The organism is Actibacterium lipolyticum, assembly GCF_900184935.1.
Classification (GTDB): domain Bacteria; phylum Pseudomonadota; class Alphaproteobacteria; order Rhodobacterales; family Rhodobacteraceae; genus Actibacterium_A; species Actibacterium_A lipolyticum.
This window is the reverse complement of sequence record NZ_FXYE01000001.1, coordinates 337,963-360,105: the sequence shown is the minus strand read 5'-3', so window position 1 is coordinate 360,105 and position 22,143 is coordinate 337,963. Positions and strand designations below refer to the sequence as shown.

General features: G+C 59.2%; 20 protein-coding genes. 6 read left to right on the top strand and 14 right to left on the bottom strand.

The window, feature by feature from the left end; all coding sequences use genetic code 11:
* Positions 1-82: 82 nt before the first annotated feature.
* Together COL8621_RS01800 and COL8621_RS01795 are read left to right on the top strand one after the other, a co-directional pair.
* Positions 83-1,162 carry an NAD(P)/FAD-dependent oxidoreductase gene (locus COL8621_RS01800; RefSeq protein ID WP_093966863.1) on the top strand — a complete coding sequence of 360 codons (1,080 nt, stop codon included), beginning with the start codon at positions 83-85 and terminating at the stop codon, positions 1,160-1,162.
* Positions 1,159-1,824 (top strand): DUF938 domain-containing protein, encoded by a 666-nt coding sequence (locus COL8621_RS01795; RefSeq protein WP_093965627.1) that lies wholly within the window; start codon positions 1,159-1,161, stop codon positions 1,822-1,824. The genes COL8621_RS01800 and COL8621_RS01795 overlap by 4 nt, the downstream gene beginning before the upstream one ends.
* On the opposite strand, the gene COL8621_RS01790 is transcribed toward COL8621_RS01795, so the two are convergent.
* The 4 genes from COL8621_RS01790 to COL8621_RS01775 form a co-directional block, all read right to left on the bottom strand.
* Positions 1,805-2,560, bottom strand: a complete 756-nt coding sequence (locus COL8621_RS01790) for a hypothetical protein (RefSeq protein ID WP_093965626.1) — start codon at positions 2,558-2,560, stop codon at positions 1,805-1,807. The two genes, COL8621_RS01795 and COL8621_RS01790, sit on opposite strands and share 20 nt — an antisense overlap.
* 75 nt (positions 2,561-2,635) lie before the next feature.
* Entirely contained in the window at positions 2,636-5,125 is a 2,490-nt protein-coding gene (locus tag COL8621_RS01785) for a GcvT family protein (protein ID WP_093965625.1), read from the bottom strand.
* Positions 5,126-5,230: 105 nt separating this feature from the next.
* On the bottom strand, positions 5,231-6,697 hold the full coding sequence (locus COL8621_RS01780; RefSeq protein ID WP_093965624.1) for an ArnT family glycosyltransferase: 1,467 nt from the start codon (positions 6,695-6,697) through the stop codon (positions 5,231-5,233).
* A gap of 11 nt (positions 6,698-6,708) precedes the next feature.
* Positions 6,709-7,695, bottom strand: a complete 987-nt coding sequence (locus COL8621_RS01775) for a 2-hydroxyacid dehydrogenase (RefSeq protein WP_093965623.1) — start codon at positions 7,693-7,695, stop codon at positions 6,709-6,711.
* 125 nt (positions 7,696-7,820) lie between these two features.
* Between COL8621_RS01775 and COL8621_RS01770 the strand changes: the two genes are divergently transcribed.
* Together COL8621_RS01770 and COL8621_RS01765 are read left to right on the top strand one after the other, a co-directional pair.
* Positions 7,821-8,312, top strand: a complete 492-nt coding sequence (locus tag COL8621_RS01770; protein WP_093965622.1) for an SH3 domain-containing protein — start codon at positions 7,821-7,823, stop codon at positions 8,310-8,312.
* Positions 8,313-8,398: 86 nt separating this feature from the next.
* Positions 8,399-9,277: a cation diffusion facilitator family transporter gene (locus COL8621_RS01765; protein WP_093965621.1), complete on the top strand. Its 879-nt coding sequence runs from the start codon at positions 8,399-8,401 to the stop codon at positions 9,275-9,277.
* Here COL8621_RS01765 and COL8621_RS01760 read toward each other — a convergent pair.
* From COL8621_RS01760 to COL8621_RS01725, 8 genes are all read right to left on the bottom strand, one after another.
* Positions 9,274-11,298, bottom strand: a complete 2,025-nt coding sequence (locus COL8621_RS01760) for a M3 family metallopeptidase (protein WP_093965620.1) — start codon at positions 11,296-11,298, stop codon at positions 9,274-9,276. The genes COL8621_RS01765 and COL8621_RS01760 overlap by 4 nt on opposite strands.
* A gap of 52 nt (positions 11,299-11,350) precedes the next feature.
* On the bottom strand, positions 11,351-12,145 hold the full coding sequence (locus COL8621_RS01755) for an amino acid ABC transporter permease (protein WP_093965619.1): 795 nt from the start codon (positions 12,143-12,145) through the stop codon (positions 11,351-11,353).
* Between the two features lie 21 nt (positions 12,146-12,166).
* A complete protein-coding gene (locus COL8621_RS01750) occupies positions 12,167-12,955 on the bottom strand; it encodes a transporter substrate-binding domain-containing protein (RefSeq protein WP_093965618.1) in 789 nt (262 codons plus the stop codon).
* Between the two features lie 66 nt (positions 12,956-13,021).
* Positions 13,022-14,065 carry a HesA/MoeB/ThiF family protein gene (locus COL8621_RS01745; RefSeq protein ID WP_093965617.1) on the bottom strand — a complete coding sequence of 348 codons (1,044 nt, stop codon included), beginning with the start codon at positions 14,063-14,065 and terminating at the stop codon, positions 13,022-13,024.
* Entirely contained in the window at positions 14,065-14,532 is a 468-nt protein-coding gene (gene dut / locus COL8621_RS01740; RefSeq protein WP_093965616.1) for a dUTP diphosphatase, read from the bottom strand. Before dut ends, COL8621_RS01745 begins: the two co-directional genes overlap by 1 nt.
* Positions 14,529-15,722, bottom strand: coding sequence for a bifunctional phosphopantothenoylcysteine decarboxylase/phosphopantothenate--cysteine ligase CoaBC (gene coaBC / locus COL8621_RS01735; RefSeq protein WP_093965615.1), 1,194 nt, complete (start codon positions 15,720-15,722; stop codon positions 14,529-14,531). Before coaBC ends, dut begins: the two co-directional genes overlap by 4 nt.
* An 81-nt stretch (positions 15,723-15,803) precedes the next feature.
* The gene (locus COL8621_RS01730) at positions 15,804-16,619 is read right to left on the bottom strand and encodes a ChaN family lipoprotein (protein ID WP_235823689.1); all 816 of its coding nucleotides are present in this window, start codon (positions 16,617-16,619) and stop codon (positions 15,804-15,806) included.
* Positions 16,616-17,494 (bottom strand): RNA polymerase factor sigma-32, encoded by an 879-nt coding sequence (locus COL8621_RS01725; RefSeq protein WP_093965614.1) that lies wholly within the window; start codon positions 17,492-17,494, stop codon positions 16,616-16,618. Before COL8621_RS01725 ends, COL8621_RS01730 begins: the two co-directional genes overlap by 4 nt.
* A 338-nt stretch (positions 17,495-17,832) precedes the next feature.
* Here COL8621_RS01725 and COL8621_RS01720 point away from each other — a divergent pair, with 338 nt between their 5' ends.
* Entirely contained in the window at positions 17,833-18,705 is an 873-nt protein-coding gene (locus COL8621_RS01720; RefSeq protein ID WP_093965613.1) for a glutathione S-transferase, read from the top strand.
* A 46-nt stretch (positions 18,706-18,751) separates the two neighbouring features.
* Positions 18,752-20,266 (top strand): YifB family Mg chelatase-like AAA ATPase, encoded by a 1,515-nt coding sequence (locus tag COL8621_RS01715; RefSeq protein WP_093965612.1) that lies wholly within the window; start codon positions 18,752-18,754, stop codon positions 20,264-20,266.
* On the opposite strand, the gene COL8621_RS01710 is transcribed toward COL8621_RS01715, so the two are convergent.
* Complete coding sequence (locus COL8621_RS01710) at positions 20,244-21,149, bottom strand: alpha/beta hydrolase (protein ID WP_093965611.1); 906 nt, start codon at positions 21,147-21,149, stop codon at positions 20,244-20,246. The genes COL8621_RS01715 and COL8621_RS01710 overlap by 23 nt on opposite strands.
* Positions 21,146-22,087 carry a glutathione synthase gene (gshB, locus tag COL8621_RS01705; RefSeq protein ID WP_093965610.1) on the bottom strand — a complete coding sequence of 314 codons (942 nt, stop codon included), beginning with the start codon at positions 22,085-22,087 and terminating at the stop codon, positions 21,146-21,148. The genes COL8621_RS01710 and gshB overlap by 4 nt, the downstream gene beginning before the upstream one ends.
* Positions 22,088-22,143: the final 56 nt, after the last annotated feature.

Below are 22,143 nucleotides of genomic sequence, written 5' to 3'. Positions count from 1 at the left end.
AGACAACGAAGGCCCGCACGGACACCCGCGCGGGCCTTTTTCGTGGCTTGACACCTGACAGCACGAAATGCCCCATCAGCGGATGAATGATTTCCTGATCATAGGCGGCGGCATCGCCGGGCTTTCGGTTGGCGCGCGCTTGTCCGCGCTTGGCACTGTTACCATTTTGGAGGCAGAGGAGGCGCTTGGCTATCACGCTTCGGGGCGGTCGGCGGCCCTCTTCGATGAAACCTATGGCCACCCCACCGCCACGGCGCTTAACCGGGCCAGTCGCGACTATCACGCCACCGCCAATGGCGGCATCCTGTCGGATCGGGGATTGATGATCGTGGCACGCACGCAGGATGACGCGGCTTTTGAGCACGACATTCGCGTGATGAAGATGGACGAAATCGCGCCCAGCGAAGCGCGCGATATGATCCCCATACTGAACCCCAAAACCCTGTCTCGCGCGGCCTTTCACGCCGATGCGTGGGATATGGATACCGACCTGCTGATGCAGAACTTCGCGAAACAGGTGCGCCGCAACGGCGGCAATATCCTGACCACCCAACGCGCCGAACGGATCGAACGCACCGCGCAGGGTTGGCGCGTTCACACCAAGGATCAGGCGCATGAGGCGCGGATACTGGTGAACGCCGCCGGTGCGTGGGTCGATCAGATCGCGCAGATGGCCGGTATTACGCCTTTGGGCTTCACACCCATGCGCCGCTCAATGGCGCGGCTGCCCGCGCCGGGCGGGCATGATGTTGGCGGCTGGCCAATGGTGCTTGGCGCCGGGGAAACGTGGTACGCCAAGCCCGACGCAGGCAAGCTTCTGGTCTCCCCGGCCGAGGAAGACCTGCAAGAGCCCCACGACGCATGGGCCGATGATATGGTGCTGGCCGAAGGGCTGGCCCGGTATGAAGAGATGGTGACAGAGCCTGTAACCCGGCTTGAAACATCCTGGGCAGGGCTGCGCACCATGTCGCCCGACCGCGTGATGGTCATCGGCCACGACCCGCACGATCCCGCGTTTTTCTGGCATGCGGGGCAAGGCGGGAACGGCTTTCAAACCTCGCCCGCCGCCAGCCAACTGGCTGCCGACCTGATCGCAGGCCGCGCGCCAGAGGTTGGTACCGAACTGGCCACCCAGCTTTCCCCGCAAAGGTTCGCCCGATGACACGCAAGCTGCATCTGCCCGACACCACAGCGGTGAATGAGGCCGCCGACGATGGCCGCCGCTTTGCCCCATCGGCAGGCCGCAATGCCGCGCCCATTCTGGAACTGCTGCTGCAACACGCGCCCGAAACAGGCAAAGCGCTGGAAATCGCCTCGGGCACCGGCCAGCACATCCGCGCCTTCGCCGAAGCTTTGCCGCGCCTGACATGGCAACCAACCGATCTGGCCGAACAAAACCTTGTCAGCATCCGCACATGGTCCGAAGGCACCCCAAACCTATTGCCGCCCATCCTGATGAACGCCGCGCAGCCGTGGGCGGGTGAACACGGGCCGGTCGATCTGTTGATCACCGTGAACCTGTTGCACCTGATCAGTGATCCGGAAATGCGGGCGATTATCGAACAGGCAGGCCGGGCCGTTGCCCCCGGGGGGCTGTGGTTCCTTTACGGCCCGTTCCGGCGCGAAACGGGCTTTGCCTCTGACGGGGACGCCGCCTTTCACGCCAGCCTGCAAAGTCAGGAGGCCGAGATTGGGTATAAGGATGTCACCGCCGTCACATCGGCCCTGAACGCCGCCGGTTTCGATCAGGTGGAAACGGTCGAAATGCCCGCAAGCAACCTGACGTTCTTGGCGCGAAAGGCCCCTACCCCTCGGCCAGTTTAACCATCAATCGCGAGATAATCTCGTCTCGCCGTACCAGCCCCACGGGCAGGCCCGCGCCATCGGTTTTGATGATCGCATCCACGCCGTCATTCACCATCATCTGAAGCGCCTCGGCGTTGGTGGTATCCTCATGGACTGAACTGCTTGTCAGCACCACAAGGCGACGTAACTCCAGTAGGTCTTCGCCTTCAATCGCGCGCAGGAAACGCTGATCGTAGTCTTGAATTTCCAACGCCGCCAACACGCTGTTGCCGTTGGACGATGCAACGAAACGCCGCGACCCTTCTTCGACGAAGATGACCGTCAGGTCCGGATCAAATGTCAGGAATGATCGGATGTATTCGGCAATGGCGCGTTCGGAATAATACCCCTGCCGCCCCATGCGCAGGGAAATAGCGATTGGCTTCCCGACCTCCAGATTCTCACGGTATTCTTGTATCGCAGAGATGCCGCCCTTTTCGATGATGCTAAGGTCTTCGACCTCTTCCACCAATTTGGCGGGTTTGATTTCTGCGGTTGCGATCTCGCGGAACTCTGCCGCCCAGCCGCCGGGGACAGAGATTTTAGCGACATAGCCCGAGGCCACGCCATAAGCGGCCAGCGGCAGCACGATCAGCGCAATAAAACCTACGCTGTCAGTGACTTGGAACTTCTTCAAAGCCCACGCCATGATAAGCGCCAGAAAGAAGACGAAAATCGCAACGCCCAAGGCGCGCTGGTCAAGTGTTTCAAACACGAGCGACCCCCCATAATACCTGTAAAACAATACAGGCATCATAGCAGTCACCGGCCCGTTTTCCTAACGCGCGACTTAACCGTTAACGCGGATCGTGGTGTTGGTTGGATCATAGGGGCTGTCTTCAACAACCTCTGCATCCCAAAGCTGATCAAACATCTTAACCTTCAGCTTGGTACCAACCGCCGTCAGGTCGGGCTTCACATAACCCATGCCGATGGACTTGCCGAAGGCCACAGAATACCCGCCCGACGTCAGGCGGCCAACGCGCGTCTCACCGTGATACAGCACCTCGCGCCCCCATGGGTCCGCGTCATCCGGCCCGTCGATCAGCAGCGTCACGCATTTGGAGCGGATGCCCACCGCCTCCATCGCGGCTTTGCCATGGAAGTCCTTTTCAAGGTCGACGAAGCGATCCAGACCAGCCTCCAGCGGGGTGGCATCGCGGCCCAGTTCAGTGCCGAACGCACGATAGGATTTTTCCTGCCGCAGCCAGTTCTGCGCCCGCGCGCCAACCAGTTTCAGCCCATGCTTTTCGCCCGCCGCCATCAGTTGGTCGTAAAGGTAATTCTGCATCTCAATCGGGTGGTGAAGCTCCCAACCAAGTTCGCCGGTATAGGCTACGCGGATGGCACGGACGGGGCACATGCCCAGTTCGATGTTGCGCATCGAAAGCCACGGAAAGCGCTTATTTGTCAGCACTGTATCCGGTTCCGCGTCCTTCACGATTTCCTTCAGAATTTCGCGAGACTTCGGTCCCGCGATGGCGAAAACGCCCCACTGCGTGGTTACATCATGAATGTCGATCCAGCCGAATTCGCCGCGTTTATCTTCGGCAGCCTTTTGCAGGAAATCGCTGTCATACGCTTGCCACGCCCCGGCAGAGACGAGGTAATATTCATCTTCGGCCAAACGCACGATCGTGTATTCCGTGCGCGTGGTGCCCGCCCCGGTCAGGGCATAGGTCAGGTTGATGCGCCCGACCTTGGGCAAGCTGTTGGTGGTGAACCAGTCAAGGAACGCCGTCGCGCCGGGGCCGCGCACCAGATGCTTGGTGAACGCGGTCGCGTCGATCAGGCCTGCGCCTTCGCGGATGGCCTTTGCTTCGTCCGCCGCATATTGCCACCAACCGCCACGGCGGAAGCTGCGCGCGTCATGGTCGTTGAACCCTTCGGGCGCGAAATAGTTCGGGCGTTCCCAGCCGTTCACCTGACCAAACTGCGCGCCAGCCGCCTTTTGGCGGTCATACGCAGGCGAGGTCCGCAGCGGGCGGCAATCGGGCCGCTCTTCATCTGGGTGGTGCAGGATGTAAACGTGTTCGTAGGCCTCTTCGTTCTTGCGGGCGGCGTATTCGGTGGTCATCCAGCTGCCGTACCGCTTGGGGTCAAGGCTGGCCATGTCGATCTCTGCCTCGCCCTCGACCATCAGTTGGGCAAGGTATTCACCGGCACCGCCGGCCGCAGTGATGCCAAAGCTGAACCCTTCGGCCAGCCACATGTTACGCAGGCCCGGCGCGGGGCCAAGCAGCGGGTTGCCGTCGGGCGTGTAACAGATCGGGCCGTTGAAATCGTCCTTCAAACCAACCGTTTCCGACGACGGAATACGGTGGATCATCGACATGTATTCTTCTTCGATCCGTTCCAGATCCAGCGGGAACAGATCGGCGCGGAAGCTATCGGGGCAGCCATATTCGAACCGCGCGGGCGCGTTGCGTTCATAAGGGCCAAGGATCCAGCCGCCACGCTCTTCGCGCACGTACCATTTGGCATCGGCATCGCGCAAAACGGGGTGTTCGCCGTGGGTCTTGCGGTATTCCACCAGCACGGGGTCGGGTTCGGTCACGATGAACTGATGTTCCACCGGAATGGCCGGAATCTTGATCCCCAGCAGGTTTGCCGTGCGCTGCGCGTGGTTGCCGGTGGCGGTAACGACGTGTTCGGCCGTGATTTCGATCTGCTCATCCGTGGCAACAAGGTTGCCGCCCTTGTCGGCCATCTTGGTGCAGGTCACGATCCATTCGGACCCGTTCCAATGATAGGCATCAACCTGCCATTTGCGTTCGATTACCACACCACGTTGACGCGCGCCCTTGGCCATCGCCATGGTCACATCAGCGGGGTTAATGTAGCCATCCGTCGGGTGATAAATCGCACCTTCCAGATCTTCGGTGCGCACCAGCGGCCAGCGCTGTTTGATCTGGTCTGGCGTCATCCATTCATAGGGTACGCCACATGTCTCGGCCGTGGAGGCATAGAGCATGTATTCATCCATCCGCGCCTTGGACTGCGCCATTCGCAGGTTACCAACGACGGAAAAGCCCGCGTTCAGGCCGGTTTCTTCCTCAAGCGTTTTATAGAACTTGATCGAATAGTCGTGGATATGCGTCGTCGCGTAGGACATGTTGAAATACGGCAAAAGCCCCGCCGCATGCCATGTTGACCCACTGGTCAGCTCGTCGCGTTCCAACAGCATCACATCGGACCAACCCGCTTTTGCAAGGTGGTACGCGATGGACGTTCCGACCGCACCACCGCCGACGACAAGGGCTTTGACATGGGTTTTCATAGGACGCGACTCTTCTTTTTCAGGACCGGTTTCCCATCAATTATGCGAATTCCGCGACGTTAAGAGAGGTTCATCCGACCCAACATGGTGCAAATCCGACCTGCGCTATGGAAGGGCCGGTGTTTTCACCAATTTATAGTCCAGCTTTAGCATTTTTTCGGGGCCACTGTCGTAAGGCAGGATAATGCGCCCTTCTTGCAGGATTTCCCCCTCGGCCCCTTCGGGCCAGCCCGTTTGGCGCATCCCTGCGCGCAGGTTAGGCGGGATGTTTTTGCGGAACAGGAACAACACGGTTTCGCCCGCGAAATCCGGCCCCGCGAAGCCAAGATAGGGCGCAACGCGCCAATCGGGTTCTTGGCGGGCCAAGTTCCCGGCCACAAAGAATTCCGCGATAACCGGCGTTGTGTTCATCGGTGCGATTTCTTGAAGCTGCGCAGGCAGGCCAGTGAAATCCACAGCGCGGCGCGCGGTTGGCTTGTTGCGATCAAAGGCAAGGCCAACAAGCACGGCCACTGCGATCACCGCGACAACAACGGAAAATGCGCGTTGCCCATGCCCGTTAAGCCTGCCGAAAACATCGATAAACAGCGCAGGGACCGCAAGGAAGAACAACGGCAATAACCAGCGCGGCGTGATGTGGCCAACGCCCGCCGCAGCGACACCCACCACAAGCACAGCCGCCAACAGTGCCGACGCGCGCCACAGCAGCGTGGTCAGGTTCGCAGGGTTGATCGCATCCGACACGTGGCGACGGTTGAACAGATAAATCCCCGCGGCGACCAGTGCAGGCAGCACCGCCAAAATCGCCATTGCCCCGATCAACGCGATCAGCCCGTCGAACGAGAAGGACTTTTCAACCTCTTCCATCGCCAGTTTGCTGGTGGATGAAAACGCCAGTGTGGGGTTCTGGAACATCCACGCATAAGGCAGCGCAACAATCGCTGCCGCAATCACGGGTACAACCGCCGTACGCGCCGCGATCAACCGCGGTCGCAGCTGTTCAACCGTGACGCCTGCCACGAACAACCCAACGGGAACCAGCCAGAAATTGTATTTCGCCAGCCCGCCAAGGCCAATTGCAACGCCCAGCGCCACATAGGCCGCCCAGCGCCCCGATTTCAGCACCCACAGGAACGCCGCCAAGGTGGCCGCACAGGTGGCCAAAAGCATGTTGGAATGGGTCGTGGCGCGCTGCGCCTCCCATGCGACATCGGGGAGGATGAACAGAGAAAGCGCGCCAATCGCCGCCAGCGACGCAGGCACCCACAAACGAAGCCCCAGAAACACCAGAAGATAAGTCAGCCACAGCAGCGTGTTCTTTAGAATCGCAAGCGCAAACAAAGACTTACCGAACACCGCGGACAAAGCGACCTGAAGCCAGTTATACAACGGCAATTGCGGCCCATAGCCAAGCTGAAAGCCCGGCGTCATGACCATCATTTCAGCCTCGTCTGTTTCCAGAGCACCGCCCAGAACAAGCCGCAGCACGATCTGAGCAGCGAAATACAGCGTTATCGCGGCGAGGAAAACCGCAGTAACGCGGCGCGCTTGCGGGGAAGAAGGCGTAACCATGATACGATCACTCAAAGCATTGCGGGAACAACAAGATCCGGCGGGCGGTGCCCATCGGCGAAGGTTTTGATGTTGATGATGACCTTCTCGCCCATCTCTAGGCGGCCTTCAACGGTGGCTGACCCCATATGGGGCAACAGCACCACGTTCTTCAGTTCGCGCAAGCGTGGGTTAATTTCGTGCCGATGTTCGAACACATCCAAGCCCGCCCCGGCGATTTCACCCGCACGCAGCATTCGCGTCAGTGCGTTTTCGTCGATCACCTCCCCGCGTGAGGTGTTTACGATCACCGCATCAGGTTTCATCAGCTTCAAACGGCGCGCGTTCATAAGGTGGAAGGTTGATGGCGTGTGCGGGCAGTTGATGGAAACCACGTCCATTCGGCTGACCATCTGATCAAGGCTTTCCCAATAGGTCGCCTCAAGCTCTTGTTCGACCTCGGGGCGAAGACGGCGGCGGTTGTGGTAATGGATTTGCATGCCAAACGCCTTGGCACGGCGTGCCACAGCTTGACCAATGCGCCCCATGCCCAAAATACCAAGGCGGCGACCACTGATACGCCCCCCAAGAAACGCAGTTGGCGCCCATCCGTCCCAGCGGCCTGCCTGCATCACGGCCAATCCTTCGGGAATGCGGCGCGTGACGGCCAATAGCAGGGCCATGGTCATATCGGCGGTATCTTCGGTCACCACGCCGGGCGTGTTGGACACCAATATCCCGCGTTGACGCGCCGTGTGAACGTCGATGTGGTCAACACCAGCGCCGTAGTTGGCGATCAGCTTTAGCCGGTCACCAGCGCGCGACAGCAAGATTTGGTCGATTGTGTCTGTGACTGTCGGCACGATGACATCTGCACGTTGCATCGCATCAACAAGCGCCTCACGCGACATCGGCTTATCATCTTCGGAAAGCTCGACATCGAAAAGTTCCTTCATCCGTGTCTCCACGGGTTCCGGTAACCGTCGCGTCACGACAACACTTAGACGTTCAGCGGGCATCCGAGGCCTCCCCTTCTTTTCAACCCTCAGGCTTAATGGCAAACTGTCCGAGATCGGGGCAAGGTACAAGACCCCGCGACAATAGTGGCAGTTTTCACGTCAATCAGTGAACGGACGAGGCGAGTATGCGGGCGTTTTTAGCGGTTTTTGTTCTTTCCGCGATTCTTGGAACCACCAGTACGGCACAGGAACGCGGGCCGGTGACGAATTTGCCGTTGCCGCGGTATGTGTCGATGAAGGCCGCAGAAGGGTATGCGCGGCATGGTCCGGGCAAAACCCATCGCATCGACTGGGTCTATAAGCACCGCAATCAACCGCTAGAGGTTACTGCCGAATACGGTCACTGGCGCCGCGTTCGTGACAAAGACGGTGCTGGCGGCTGGATGCATTATTCTCTGCTATCCGGCGTTCGCACCGTATTGGTCGAGGTTGACCTGCTGCCCCTGCGCCGCAAACCCACCAAAGATGCCGCCACTGCCGCCAACGCCGAATTCGGTGTCGTTGCCAAGCTTGGCGCGTGCCACATAGACTGGTGCAAGATCACGGCGGGCGGGCAAACCGGATGGGTTCCCAAGACCGCCCTTTGGGGCGTAGACCCCGACGAAATACTGGAATAACCCACCCTGCGCTTTTCTAACCGGTTGCGCGTGGTGCGTTTCATTCGATAGGCAGAGGCCATCGCCACCACTGTTCGGAGAATCCGATGAGCACCCGTCAAGATAGCCGTCTGAACCTGTCGGCCGGGCTGGGCTCTGTGACGGTGGCATTCGTTCTGGTGCTTCTGAAACTATGGGCGCTTGGCGAAACGCACGCCCTTTCAGTTGCCGCATCCCTTGCCGACAGCGCGCTGGATCTGATGGTATCGCTGGGTGGTCTTGCCGCGATCATCTATGCCGCGCGGCCACCGGATGAAGACCACGCATTTGGCCATTCTTCTGCCGAAGACCTTGCCGCGCTGGGGCAATCTTTGTTCATCCTTGTATCTGCTGGCGTGATCTTCTGGGCCTCTGCGCAACGGCTGCTTGCCGAAACCGCCGCCCCCTTGGCCGCCGAGGGGCGCGGGATTTTGGTCATGAGCATCTCTATCGTGCTGACCATCGCGCTGGTGCTATGGCAACGCCGTGTCGCGCGGCGCACAGGAAGCAAGGTGGTTCAGGCCGACTCGCTTCATTATCTGGGGGATCTCCTGCCCAACATCGGGGCCATTCTGGCGCTTTGGGCCTCCGCGCAATTCGGGTTCGCCCGGTTGGACAGCGTGGTTGCCTTGGGTGCGGCTGTGATGTTGGCCGTCGGCGCATTGGGCATCGGCAGAAACGCGTGGCATGCGCTGATGGACCGTGCCGCCGATCCCAAAATCGTGGCAGGCATCGAAAAGATCGCCGGAAACTGGCCCGGCGTTCACGGTTTTCACGACATGCAAACCCGCACGGCGGGCAGCAAGGTGTTCGTCAACCTGCACATCGAACTTGATGGCGACCAAACCCTGACAGAAGCGCATGACATCGGCGCGGCATTGAAACGCGCGATTATCGACGCCTACCCCGGCACCGATGTCATTATCCACAAAGACCCGGTGCGTTAAGCCGCGTTCAGGCCACGCCCTTTCAACAATGCCTCAACCCCCGGCAGGCGGCCGCGGAAGGCAGTGTAAAGGTCCTCGGCTTCCTGCGAACCACCGGTGGACAGGATGAACCCTTCCAGCTTTTTGGCGGTTTCTGGGTCGAACGCGTTGCCGGCTTCTTCGAACGCTTCAAACGCGTCAGCATCCATCACTTCGGACCACATATAGCTGTAATAGCCGCTGGAATATCCGTCCCCAGAGAACACATGCGCGAAATGCGGCGTGGCATGGCGCATACGGATGGCGTGCGGCATGCCAAGGGCATTCAGCACCTCGTCCTGTTTCGCCATCGGGTCGGCGGGTGCCTGCCCTTCGTGGAAGGCCAGATCGACCAAGGCCGAGGCAACATATTCAACCGTCTGGAAGCCCATGTCATATGTCGCGGCGGCAAGCAGGCGATCCAACATTTCCTTTGGCATGGGTTCGCCGGTTTTGGCATGCGTGGCATATTTCGCAAGCACCTCTGGCACCTCTAGCCAGTGTTCGTACAGTTGGCTGGGCAGCTCAACAAAGTCACGCGCGACCGATGTGCCAGAGATGGACTCATACGTTACATCCGACAGCATCTGGTGCAGCGCATGGCCGAATTCGTGGAACAGGGTGCGCGCATCGTCATAGGACAACAACGCCGCCTCACCCGCAGCGGGTTTGGCGAAATTGCAGACGTTGTGCACGATGGGCCGTGTGTTTCCGCCAAGTTTCTTTTGCGAACGGCTGGCCGAACACCACGCCCCGGACCGTTTAGACCCGCGCGCGAAGTAATCACCGATGAACACGGCGACATGTTCACCGTTTCGCGTCACCTCCCATGCGCGGGCATCGGGGTTGTGCAGCGGCACATCCAGCGGGGCGAACTCTAACCCGAAAAGCCGGTTTGCGCAGTCGAACGATGCGTCGATCATGCGATCAAGCTGGAAATATGGCTTTAGCTCTGCCTCATCCAGATCATGTTCCGCCTTGCGGCGCTGTTCAGAATAATACCGCCAATCCCATGCCTCTAGCTGACCATTCACGCCGTCCTTGTGCATCATGTCGGCCAGCACCTCGGCGTCTGCATTTGCCGATGCTTTTGCCGGCTCCCACACCGCCATTAACAGGTCGCGCACGCGGTCGGGCGATTTGGCCATTTCGGTTTCCAACTTATAGCTGGCGAAATCCGCATATCCCAAAAGCGTGGCCCGTTCGGCGCGAAGGTTCAGCACCTCTGCTGCGATGGCGCGGTTGTCGGTGTCACCGCCATTGGCGCCGCGCGCGACCCATGCCTCGTACGCTTTTTCGCGCAAATCACGACGCGGCGAAAATTGCAGGAATGGAACAATGAGCGACCGTGACAGCGTCACAACCGGCCCGTCTGCACCCTTTTCCTGACCTGCGGCGCGGGCCGTGGCGATCACGAAATCCGGTAGCCCCTCCAGGTCATCTTCGGACAGGTCCATGAACCATTCACGTTCATCAGCCAAAAGGTTCTGCGTGAATTCTGTGCCCAGCACCGCAAGCCGCGCGTTCACATCTTTCAGCCGATCACGCGCCGCCCCTTCCAGCAACGCTCCGGACCGCACGAAACCACGGCGCGTCAGCATCAGCACCCGCATCTGTTCATCGTTCAGGCCAAGCGTTTCGCGTTTTTGCCAAAGCTCTTCGATCCGCTGGAACAGTTTTGCGTTCATTGTGATTTCGGACGAATAGGCCGAAAGCTTTGGCGCGAAATCCCGCTGCAACCCTTCGCGGGTTTTGTTGCTGTCGGTGCCCGCCAAGGAATAGAACACGCCCAGCATTCGGTCCAGCGCCCCATCCGCCATTTCCAGGGCTTCGATGGTGTTGGCAAAGGTCGCAGGGTCAGCATTATCAGCGATTGCCGCGATGTTCGCGCGGCTTTCATCCATCGTCGCATCGAACGCGGGGGCGAAATCTTCGTCCGAAATATCGGCATATGGCGCGATTTCAAACGGTGTGGACCAGTCAGACAGAAGCGGGTTTGTCATTGCGTTCTCCTTTGCGGGAAAAGCTATGCGCGGACCGGGCGAAGTTCCAGAGCTAACCGGGGCGTTTTCTTAGACGCGCCTCGAACTTTCGCAGCAAAAGGGAAAGCGAAACCGTCATCATAAGGTAAATCAGCGCCACCACATTGTAGGTTTCAAAATAGCGAAAGTTCCCGGCGGCAGTGACCTTACCCAGCTGCGTAATATCCGCCACGCCCAGCACCGAAACCAAAGAGCTGTCTTTCACCATTGCAACAAAATCATTGCCCAGCGGGGGCAGGATCATGCGGAAAGCTTGTGGAAATACGATATAACGAAACCTTTGCCAGCCATTCAGGCCCAGCGCCTCTGCCGCTTCGATCTGGCCTTCGTCGACAGATTGAAGGCCCGCGCGAAACACCTCTGCCAAGAAGGCGGAATAGCCGATGGTCAACGCCATAACGGCCCGCCACAACAACGGGAAATCGCGCGTTCGAATGGGGTCTTGGCCCAACCCCTCTGCCAACCAGTTCCATCCTGCCACCGCTGCCGGGGCCAAAACAAAAGCCACATAGAGCAACAAAACAAGGATGGGGATGCCGCGCACGATTTCGATGTAGAACCGCGCCAGTTGCCGCAGCACCAAGAACCGCGAAAGACACGCGGTGGCCAGCGCCAGCCCAATCAGACACGCCAGCGAAAACCCAACCACGGTCACGAAAACGGTGATGCCGATGCCCTTGCTCAGGGTCCTGAACACCTGCGCGTAAAGGTCATCGGCAATCACCCGGTAAAGGAACATCGCGGCAAGCCCGCCCGCGAAGATCAGCCACCACGGAAAATCCTTGTCCGGCTTTGTATCCGGGATCATCGCGTTGCGCCCACGCCGGGCCTATTCCCCAAGCTTATAGTCGAGGAACCACTTCTGGTTCAGCGCATCGATGGTGCCATCCTCTTTCATCGCGGCAATGGCTGCGTTGATCGGCGCAACAAGGTCAGAACCTTTGGGGAAGATGAACCCAAAATCCTCGGTTCCCAGCGGATCACCCACAATCTTCAGCCCGCCGTTCGACGCGGTGACGTACCCGTTGCCAGCGGTGCTATCGGTCAGCGCAAGGTCAACGTCACCCGTGCGCAGGGCCTGAACCCCGGCACCGAAAGTTTCAAATGTTACGATGCGCGGGTTCTGTTCGTTCCCGTCCAGCACATCGTAAACCCCAACGTAAAACGGCGTGGTGCCCGGTTGTGCGGCCATCAAGAGGTCTTCGTTCGCGGCAAAGCTTTTTGCGTCGGCGAACCGCTCTTCATCGCCACGGACAAGCATCACCATTTCCGAACGCATATACGGGGCGGAAAAATCGACCTTTTCTTTGCGGTCATCACGGATCGTAATGCCCGTCATTCCCAGATCATACTGCCCTTCAGAAACGGCGGGGATCATCGCGTCCCAGCTGATGTTTTCGTATTCCAGCGCAAAGTTCAGACGCTTGGCGATTTCGGCCATCGCGTCATATTCCCACCCGATGGCGTCGCCGGTACCCGGCTCTACAAATTGCAGGGGCGGATAGGCATTTTCGGTGACCACGACCACCTCTCGCCCATTCAAATCGGGCAATTCAGCGGTGGCTATGGTGGCGAATGCGGCGGTGGCAAGCCCGGTCAGGGCGGCGATAATTTTCATGATGAAAGCTCCCCGTAAAATGGCGATATAAGCCACGTTAGGGCGCGATTGCTGGCGCTGTCTAGCTTAGGCGTGATCCGGGTTGCCGCAGATCGGGCAGTTTGCGCGCCGTTTCAGCGTGACCTGACGGTTTTCACCATAAAGCGCATCGTAAAGAAGCATCCGCCCGCGCAAACTGGCCCCGGCGCCGGTGATTTCCTTAATCGCCTCAACTGCCATCATCGAACCGACAACGCCGGGAAGCGCGCCCATCACGCCTGCCTCGGCACAGCTGGGGGCAAGCCCATCGGCGGGCGCTTCGGGAAAGATGCACTGATAACACGGCGCATCACCGGCGGGGGCATACAGGCTGATCTGCCCTTCCCACTGGGCAATCGCGGCAGCGATCAGCGGAGTTTCAGTTGCTACAGCAACGCGATTGACCATGAAACGAGTTTGGAAATTATCTGTGCCATCCAGCACAAGGTCGTATTCGGCGAACAAATCCGCGGCGTCGGCCTCTTCCAGACGCCGGTGATAGGGGCGCACGGTGATATAGGGGTTAAGCGCGCGCATCGCTTCTTCGGCGGAAAAGACCTTGGGCATGCCGATGCGCGCGTCGGTATGAATAACCTGACGCTGAAGATTTGAGGCATCCACCTCGTCATCATCAATAACGCCAATGGTGCCCACGCCTGCCGCCGCCAGATAGAGCAACACAGGCGAACCAAGACCCCCTGCCCCAATCACCAGAACTTTGGCGTCTTTCAGGCTTTTCTGACCCGGGCCGCCGACCTCGCGCAGGACGATGTGGCGGGCGTAGCGGTCCAACTCTGCCGGTGAAAACGTGCCTTTCGGCTTTGCAGTTTCAGCCGGGCGCGCCTTGGCCTTAAGCCGCCCCAAAAGGTGACGATACCCCGCAACGATGCCAACCACCGCGCCAAGGCCGAACCAGGCTTCTTTTGAACCGCCCGTGGCTTGGCGCAACGCGTGCCCATCGGGAAAGACGACCTGAACAATCAGAACCGCCACATACAAAAGCGCGATCATCAATATCCGCGCCTTGATCGGGGTTTTCATCACATGACCAATGCCCCACAGGACCGCTGCCATGGCAAAGACCAACCCCATCAGCCGCGCCCGGTTGAACCGAAACCGCCAGCCCCGCGGTCAGTCTCTGTTAGGCCATCCACAACGGTGAATGCGGCCTGAACCACCGGCGCGACGATCATCTGCGCGATCCGGTCGCCGTGATGCACCGTGTAGGGTTCGGTGCCCAAGTTAACCAGAATGACCCCCAGCGGCCCGCGATAGTCACTGTCGATCGTGCCCGGCGTGTTGGGCAGCGTAATTCCGTGCTTCAATGACAGCCCCGAACGCGGCCTGATCTGCACCTCATACCCTTGCGGAATTTCCAGCCGAATGCCGGTTGGCGCAATCCGCCGTTCCATCGGTTGCAGCGTGAAACCAGTTTCGCGAATATCTGCGGGCAAGTTCGCGCGAATATCTGCGCCCGCCGCGCCCGGCGTTTCATAGGATGGCAGTGGCAGGGCTGTATCCGCCCAGTCGTCCCAAAGAATCTGAACGGTCGGTGTCATTTCAGCGCCTCGCCAATCAGTTGTGCAAGGCGGTTGGCCACCTGATCTTTCCCCATGCGCGGCCAGCTATCAGCCCCGTCATCCGAAATCAGCGTTACCGCATTTTCCGAACCGCCCATGATGCCGGTTTCGGGCGAAACATCATTCGCGACGATCCAGTCACACCCCTTGCGCGCGCGCTTGGCGGTGGCGTGGGCGACCACGTCATCGGTTTCCGCCGCAAAGCCAACCACTAGGCCCGGGCGGCCCGTTTTCATCTGGCTTACGGTCGCCAAGATGTCTGGGTTTTCTGCAAATTCCAGCATCGGCAGGCCCGATTTGGTCTTTTTGATTTTGCTGTCGGCCGCGTTGGTCACATGCCAATCGGCAACGGCGGCCGCGAAAACCGCAGCATCGGCCGGCAGAGCGGCCTGAACCGCATCCAGCATCTGTTTCGCTGTCTGGACCTTTTCCACCACAACCCCATCAGGCGGGGCGACATCGGCGGGGCCTGTCACAAATACAACCTCTGCCCCAAGCGCGGCCAACGAACGCGCCAAGGCCGTGCCCTGCGCCCCCGACGAACGGTTCGCGATATAGCGGACCGGGTCAATCGGTTCATGTGTCGGCCCCGAAGTCACAATGATGCGCTTGCCCTTCAGTGGCCCATCGGCCAGTGCGGCTTCTACGGCGGCCACAATCTCTAACGGTTCTGCCATGCGGCCGGGGCCGAATTCACCACAGGCCATATCGCCTTCGGTCGGGCCGGCGAACAACACCCCATCTTCTTTCAACAGCGCGATGTTGCGCTGTGTGGCCGGGTGCAGCCACATGCGCACATTCATCGCTGGCGCGATCAACACGCGCTTGTCGGTGGCCATCAACAGGGTTGAGGCAAGGTCATTCGCTAAACCGCCCGCCATTTTACCCATCAGATCCGCCGTCGCCGGTGCAACAACCACCAAATCCGCCGAGCGGGACAGTTCGATATGCCCCATTTCGGCCTCGTCTGTCAGATCGAACAGATCGCGGTAAACCTTTTGCGCGGCCAATGCCGAAGCGGACAGCGGCGTTACGAATTCTTCAGCCGCCGTGGTCAGAACTGGCGTCACTGTTGCGCCGCGTTCCCGCAGCCGCCGGATCAGATCCAAGGATTTGAATGCCGCGATCCCGCCGCCGATGATCAATAGAATGCGTTTGCCTGCCAGCATCCGTGCCCCCGATTTTAGCAAGGCCGACAGTATGGCGATTAAACCAAGCTTACAAGAAGCCGCGACCCTTGGGCGGCGTTACTATTGAAAAGCGGCGCAGGGATCTTCCCTTTCGGTCGGCGGAGTTACCAGCCACAGATCGAACGGGGTTGGGGTGTCTGGTGCATCTTCGAATTGCCCGATGGACAGAATGCTTACATCCGGCGCCGCGGCGTTCAAAGCGTAGGCAAGCCCCCAATCTTTGCGCGCATGGCCGTTGCCCGTAATCACGGCAACCGGGCCACCGGTTTCATCCAGCGCCTGTTTCACGGCCCGCGCCAAGCCAGCGTCGCGCAAGCGCTGCGCCTCGACCATGCCGGGCAGTAATTCGGGTGGCAAAGCGTTGCAATGGGCCAGCTGCTGCCCCTCTTCGCGTTCGGATTGCTGCGTTTCGTCCAAGGGTTCGGCCAAGTCAAATGAACCCGCGTCAGGGCCAAACACGGCTGCGGCCCCTTCTGTGATCGCGCGACGCACCTGCGCACGCGCAAGCCCACCGCCATAGATAACGGCACCGGGGGAAGCCGTGAAAACCGGGTGATAGATCGTGAAATCGGGCCAACCGCTTTCGCCCCAATTCAAAGCCTGCTCAAGCGCGCTGGCATCGGCGCGGTCAACGTCTTCAATCCGCGCGGCTTGATCGCTATCCAACATCTCAAACACCACCGCACGGGGCTGAAGCGCGCGCAGGGCCAAGGCCTGATTGGTGTGATGGACTGGATTGTCGTGAATTTCGCCCAAGATGACCACATCGGCATCCGGCAAGCGGGTCAGCGCATCTGGCGCAATCTGTTGCGACGACGCGCTAGACGCGTGCGCAAAACCGGCAAGAAAGCAACAAAGGGAGATGACGTGTTTCACAACAAGAATTCATGCACCTCACCGCCGTGCGCTTCAAGGGTTTTGCGCATTTTTCCGAAGGCCGCAGCCTCTAGTTGGCGCACGCGCTCTTTCGATAGGCCAAGTTCGTCACCAAGGCTTTCAAGCGTTCGCGGTTGATCGCGCAGTTTACGTTCGCGAACGATGAACTGTTCACGGTCACTCAGTTGCGCAATGGCGTCGGTCAACCAAACGCGCAGCGTGGCCAAGTCATGATCTTGCGCGACAGTTTCGGCGGCCTGCACCCCGTCATCTTCCAACGCGTCGATCCATTCGCGGCCGTCATCCTCGGTCGATTGGGTCGCGTTTAGCGAAAAGTCAGACCCGGAAAGCCGCCCCTCCATCATTTCTACGTCGCCAAGGGAAACGCCGACTTCGGTTGCGATAAGCTGGCGCAGTTGGTGGCGGTCAAGCGTTTCGCCCTTCGACATCGCCTGCCGTTCCAACTGAGCCTGTATCCGGCGCATGTTGAAGAACAACGATTTCTGCGAAGAGGTTGAACCCGTCCGCACCATCGACCAATTGCGCATCACGTGATCTTGGATCGACGCTTTGATCCACCAAACGGCATAGGTCGAAAAGCGCACGCCGCGATCGGGGTCAAACTTGTCAGCGGCCTTCATCAACCCAAGGCTTGCCTCCTGAATAAGATCATTCATCGAGGCGCCATAGCGTTTGAACTTGGACGCCATGGAAATAGCCAAGCGCATATATGCCGTTATCAGACGATGCAGGGCCTGTTCATCGCGCTGATCGCGCCATGCATACGCAAGTTGAAGCTCTGTTTCCGCGTCCAGTAATTCCGCCGTCATTGCGCGGCGTGAAAAGGTCCGTTCAGGGTTTCCATCAAGTGCCATTTGCGCCCCCCTGGGTTTGCGTGGCTGTCGATATTTAACTGACGTCGTATATTTTCATTACGAAGGCTCAACGCATCTGGATCAGGAATAGTTTCAGTGGCGGCGACGGAGCTTCGACGATAAAGGCGTCTTTGAACGATCTGAACAGGTGGCTGGCGAACCTAAAACATCCCAAGCGTTGTTTTGACTTTGTATTTCAGCATCAGGCGCTAAAACAGAAAAATTGCCGTGATTAAGCGCACAACGCCTGCGCGAATCTGACTATTATCAACGACTGTGATGTTACCCCGCACAACAGATCATTTTATCGGGCAAAACGTTTTGGATAGGCTAACCTTATGACTTATGAACTTTTCCTTGGTGACAGAACATTCTCCAGTTGGTCATTGCGCGGCTGGTTGATGTTCGAAAAATTCGACTTGCCCGTCAGGGTGAAAATGGTTGGCCTTTATTCAGGAACGATGGCGCAAGACCTGTTGCCCTTGGCACCGGCGCGTTTGGTCCCTGTTATGCGCACCCCAGAAGGTGACCCGCTGCAGGATACCTTGGCGATGGCCGAAACATTGGCAGAGCGGCATCCGGATGCCGGGCTCTGGCCTGCGGACCCGTCACAGCGTATTTTTGCCCGCTGGCTGACCGCTGAAATGCATTCCGGTTTTATGGCGTTGCGCGGCGCGTGCCCGATGAACCTTGGCAAGGCGTACAAAGGGTTTGCTCCTTCGCAAGAAGTGCGTGCCGACCTTGCCCGGATCGAACAACTTTGGACGACGGCGCGTGAACGGTTTCAGACCGAAGGCCCATGGCTTTTCGGCGCGTATTCAGTCGCGGATGTGTTCTATGCGCCCATCGCCGCGCGGATTGCAGGATACGGCTTGCCGGTTGGAAAAGCCGCCCAAGACTACGTCGCGACCCATCTTGCAGACCCCGCCTTCCGCCGCTGGCGGGCCGAGGGGCTGACAAACAGTTACGATCCCGAACCTTATGCGATGGACCTTGAAACCGTTGCCTGGCCCGGCCCCGCGCCCCTTGCCGCACGTGCCGTTGCCAAAGGCCCATCCGAAAATGCGATGTGCCCATATTCCGGCAACCCCGTCACAGATTTCCTGGAAGTAGAGGGCCGCGTCTTTGGGTTCTGCAATTCAAATTGCCGCGATAAAACTGCGAATGATCCAGAGGCATTTCCTGCGTTCATGGACATTTACCATTCGTAAACCTTCCCGCGTTAACGGTTAATCAACCAATAACACGGAGGCGGGAATGGTCGCTCGGGCCTATACGGTGGCATTCCAAGGCATAGAGGCGCGCTTGGTCGAGGTGCAGTGCGCCGTCACAGCCGGGTTGCCATCGTTTTCCATCGTGGGACTACCCGACAAGGCGGTCAGCGAAGCCCGCGAACGGGTGCGCGCGGCGCTGTCGGCCATGGCGCTTGCCCTTCCGTCAAAGCGGATCACCATCAACCTGTCCCCGGCCGATTTACCGAAAGAGGGGTCCCATTTCGACCTGCCCATCGCGCTTGCCCTGTTGGCGGCGTTGGATGTGGTGCCGCGCGATGACGTGGAACAAACGGTTGCCCTTGGCGAAATGTCCCTTGATGGGTCTTTGGTACAGGTCATCGGCGCCCTTCCCGCCGCGATGGCGGCCGCCGAAAATGACCGCGCGTTGCTGTGCCCCAAGGCATGCGGAGCCGAAGCTGCGTGGGTTGGCGCGACGCAGGTATTGCCAGCCGCGTCCTTGGGCGAAGTTGTACGCCACTACACCGGCCAAGCCCCCCTTACCCCCGCAGAACCCGGAGAGGTTTCTGCCGCCCCCCATCATCGCGACCTGCGCGACGTAAAAGGGCAGGAACGCGCCAAACGGGCGTTGGAAATCGCGGCAGCTGGGCGACATCACATGCTGATGGTCGGCTCTCCGGGGTCGGGCAAATCAATGCTTGCGGCACGGATGCCCGGAATTCTGCCCCCGCTTACGGCGGCAGAGGCGCTTGAAACCTCCATGATCCAATCGCTGTCGGGCCTGTTGGACGAAGGGGGCATTTCCCGCGCCCGCCCCTTTCGCGAACCCCATCACACGGCATCAATGGCCGCGATCGTGGGTGGCGGACGGGGCGCGAAACCCGGTGAAATCTCGTTGGCCCATAACGGCGTGCTGTTCATGGATGAATTTCCGGAATTCCCGCGCACGGTTCTGGAAACCCTGCGCCAGCCCATCGAAAACGGCGAGGTCGTAGTTGCCCGCGCCAATGCGCACATGCGTTATCCCTGCAAGTTTCTGTTGGTGGCTGCGGCAAACCCGTGCAAATGCGGCTATCTAACAGAGCCCGAGCGCGCCTGTGCACGCGTTCCCCAATGCGGCGACGATTACCTTGGGCGCATCTCTGGCCCGTTGATGGACAGGTTCGATCTTCGCGTCGAAGTGCCGCCTGTGTCGTTCGCTGATCTGGACCTGCCCGATACCGGCGACACCTCTGCCCAAGTGGCATCGCGCGTTGCGCAAGCCCGGTCAGTTCAGGCAGCGCGCTTTCAGGATCATGACGGCCTTCGCTGCAACGCCGATGCAGAAGGCCAACTGTTGGAAGAAATAGCCACACCCGATGCCGATGGAAAAGCGTTGCTGGGCAAAGTCGCGGAACGGTTTGGCCTTTCGGCGCGCGGGTATCATCGTGTGCTTAGGGTGGCGCGCACCATCGCCGATCTGGATGCCTCTTCGACAGTGCGCAAGAACCACATCGCAGAGGCGGCGAGTTTCCGTATCAGCGCGACGGTAGAGAGCTAAGCCACTGCGCCACGTTACGCAAACTATGCCGCGCCTCGGGTAGTATGTTGTGAAACAGCGGCCAGACATGCGGCAGGTTTTGTTCGACCGTCACATGGGTTTCAACGCCTTCGTTGCGCAGATGTGCCGCCATCTTTTGTGTATCATCCAACAAAATTTCGGCATCGGCGACCGTCAGCCATACAGGCGGCGCACCTGCAAACGCTGCATGCAGCGGCGAAACGCGCGGGTCCGTATCGCCGTGACCGTTCAGGTACATTTGCGCCATCTCGGTGGCGCGGGCTGCTGGCAGAACCACATCTTTGGCTGCGTTTTGGGTTAAGCTATCGCTTGAAAATGTCAGGTCAGTCAGCGGCGAAAACGCGAAACAGCCCAACGGCGCGACCAGACCCAAACGATTAATCTCGCCCAGCAAAGCCAAGGCAAGGCCACCACCCGCGCTATCACCTCCAAGGACCACGCCTGCCGGATGGTTTTGCAGCGCCTTGTACGCTGTCAACGCATCCTCAATCGCGGCCGGAAACGGGTGTTCTGGGGCCAAACGATACTTGGGCAAACAGGCCGGCATGCCGGAATACGAAGACAGACGCGCCAACATCGCTTTGTGCGTATTCGGCGAACCAAACACGTATCCGCCACCGTGAAAATATAGAACCACCGGCGCGTTTCGATCTGCGCCCGGCCCAATGGCCCAAAGCGCGGGCACCTTCGCACCGCCGTCTTGCAACAGCGCATCCTCGTACAAAGTGCCACGAGGCGCGCGAAAGAAAAGAGGTGCCTTCTTTTCCAATACACTGCGCAGTTTTTCCGGTGTCGCGCGCGCCAGATGCGGCTTTTCCGTCAGCCGCAAAAAGGGGTTCAAGATGGCGCGCATTACGCTCATGCGCGTTTTGCCTCTATCACTTCCCAGATTTTTTCAGCGACATTCGTTCCATCGAAACGCTCAAGCTCTTGAATGCCCGTGGGCGAGGTCACGTTGATTTCGGTCAGATAATCGCCGATCACGTCGATGCCGACGAAGATCTGGCCATGATCACGCAGGGTTGGGCCAATCGCCTCGCAGATTTCCAGATCGCGTTTGGTCAGGCCAATCTTTTCGGGCCGCCCGCCAACGTGCATGTTGGACCGCGTCTCGCCACTGGCAGGTACGCGGTTGATGGCACCGACGGGTTCGCCATTCACAAGGATCACCCGCTTGTCGCCGTTGGACACATCGGGCAGGAATTTCTGTGCGATCAGCGGCTCACGGCTTAGCCCAGTGAATAATTCGTGCAGCGACGACAGGTTTCTGTCGTTTGGGTCCAGCCGGAACACGCCAGCACCGCCGTTGCCGTAAAGCGGTTTCAGAATGATATCGTCATGATGGTCTTTGAATTCGCGGATCGTCGCCAAATCCCGCGCGATCAGGGTGGGCGGGATCAAATCTGGGAATTGCAGCACCAACAGCTTTTCGGGGAAGTTGCGCACCCAGAACGGGTCATTCACCACCAGCGTTTTCGGGTGGATACGTTCCAACAGATGGGTGGTCGTGATGTACCCCATATCGAAGGGCGGGTCTTGGCGCAGCCAGACAACATCCCATTCGCCAAGGTCCACATCTGTTTCCGCGCCCAGCGTAAAATGGTTGCCCTTTTCACGGCGCAGCGTCAGCGGCCAGCCACGCGCCATCACGCGACCGTTGTTCCAATAAAGTTTGTCCGGTGTGTAATAGAACAACTCATGCCCGCGTTTTTGCGCCTCTAGGGCGATGCGGAACGTGCTATCAGCGTTGATGTCGATCGGTTCGATCGGGTCCATCTGAATGGCAACTTTGAGCGACATGCAAAACTCTCCCAATGTTCAGGGAATTACATGGCCCGCCACGCGCCGGGTTGCAA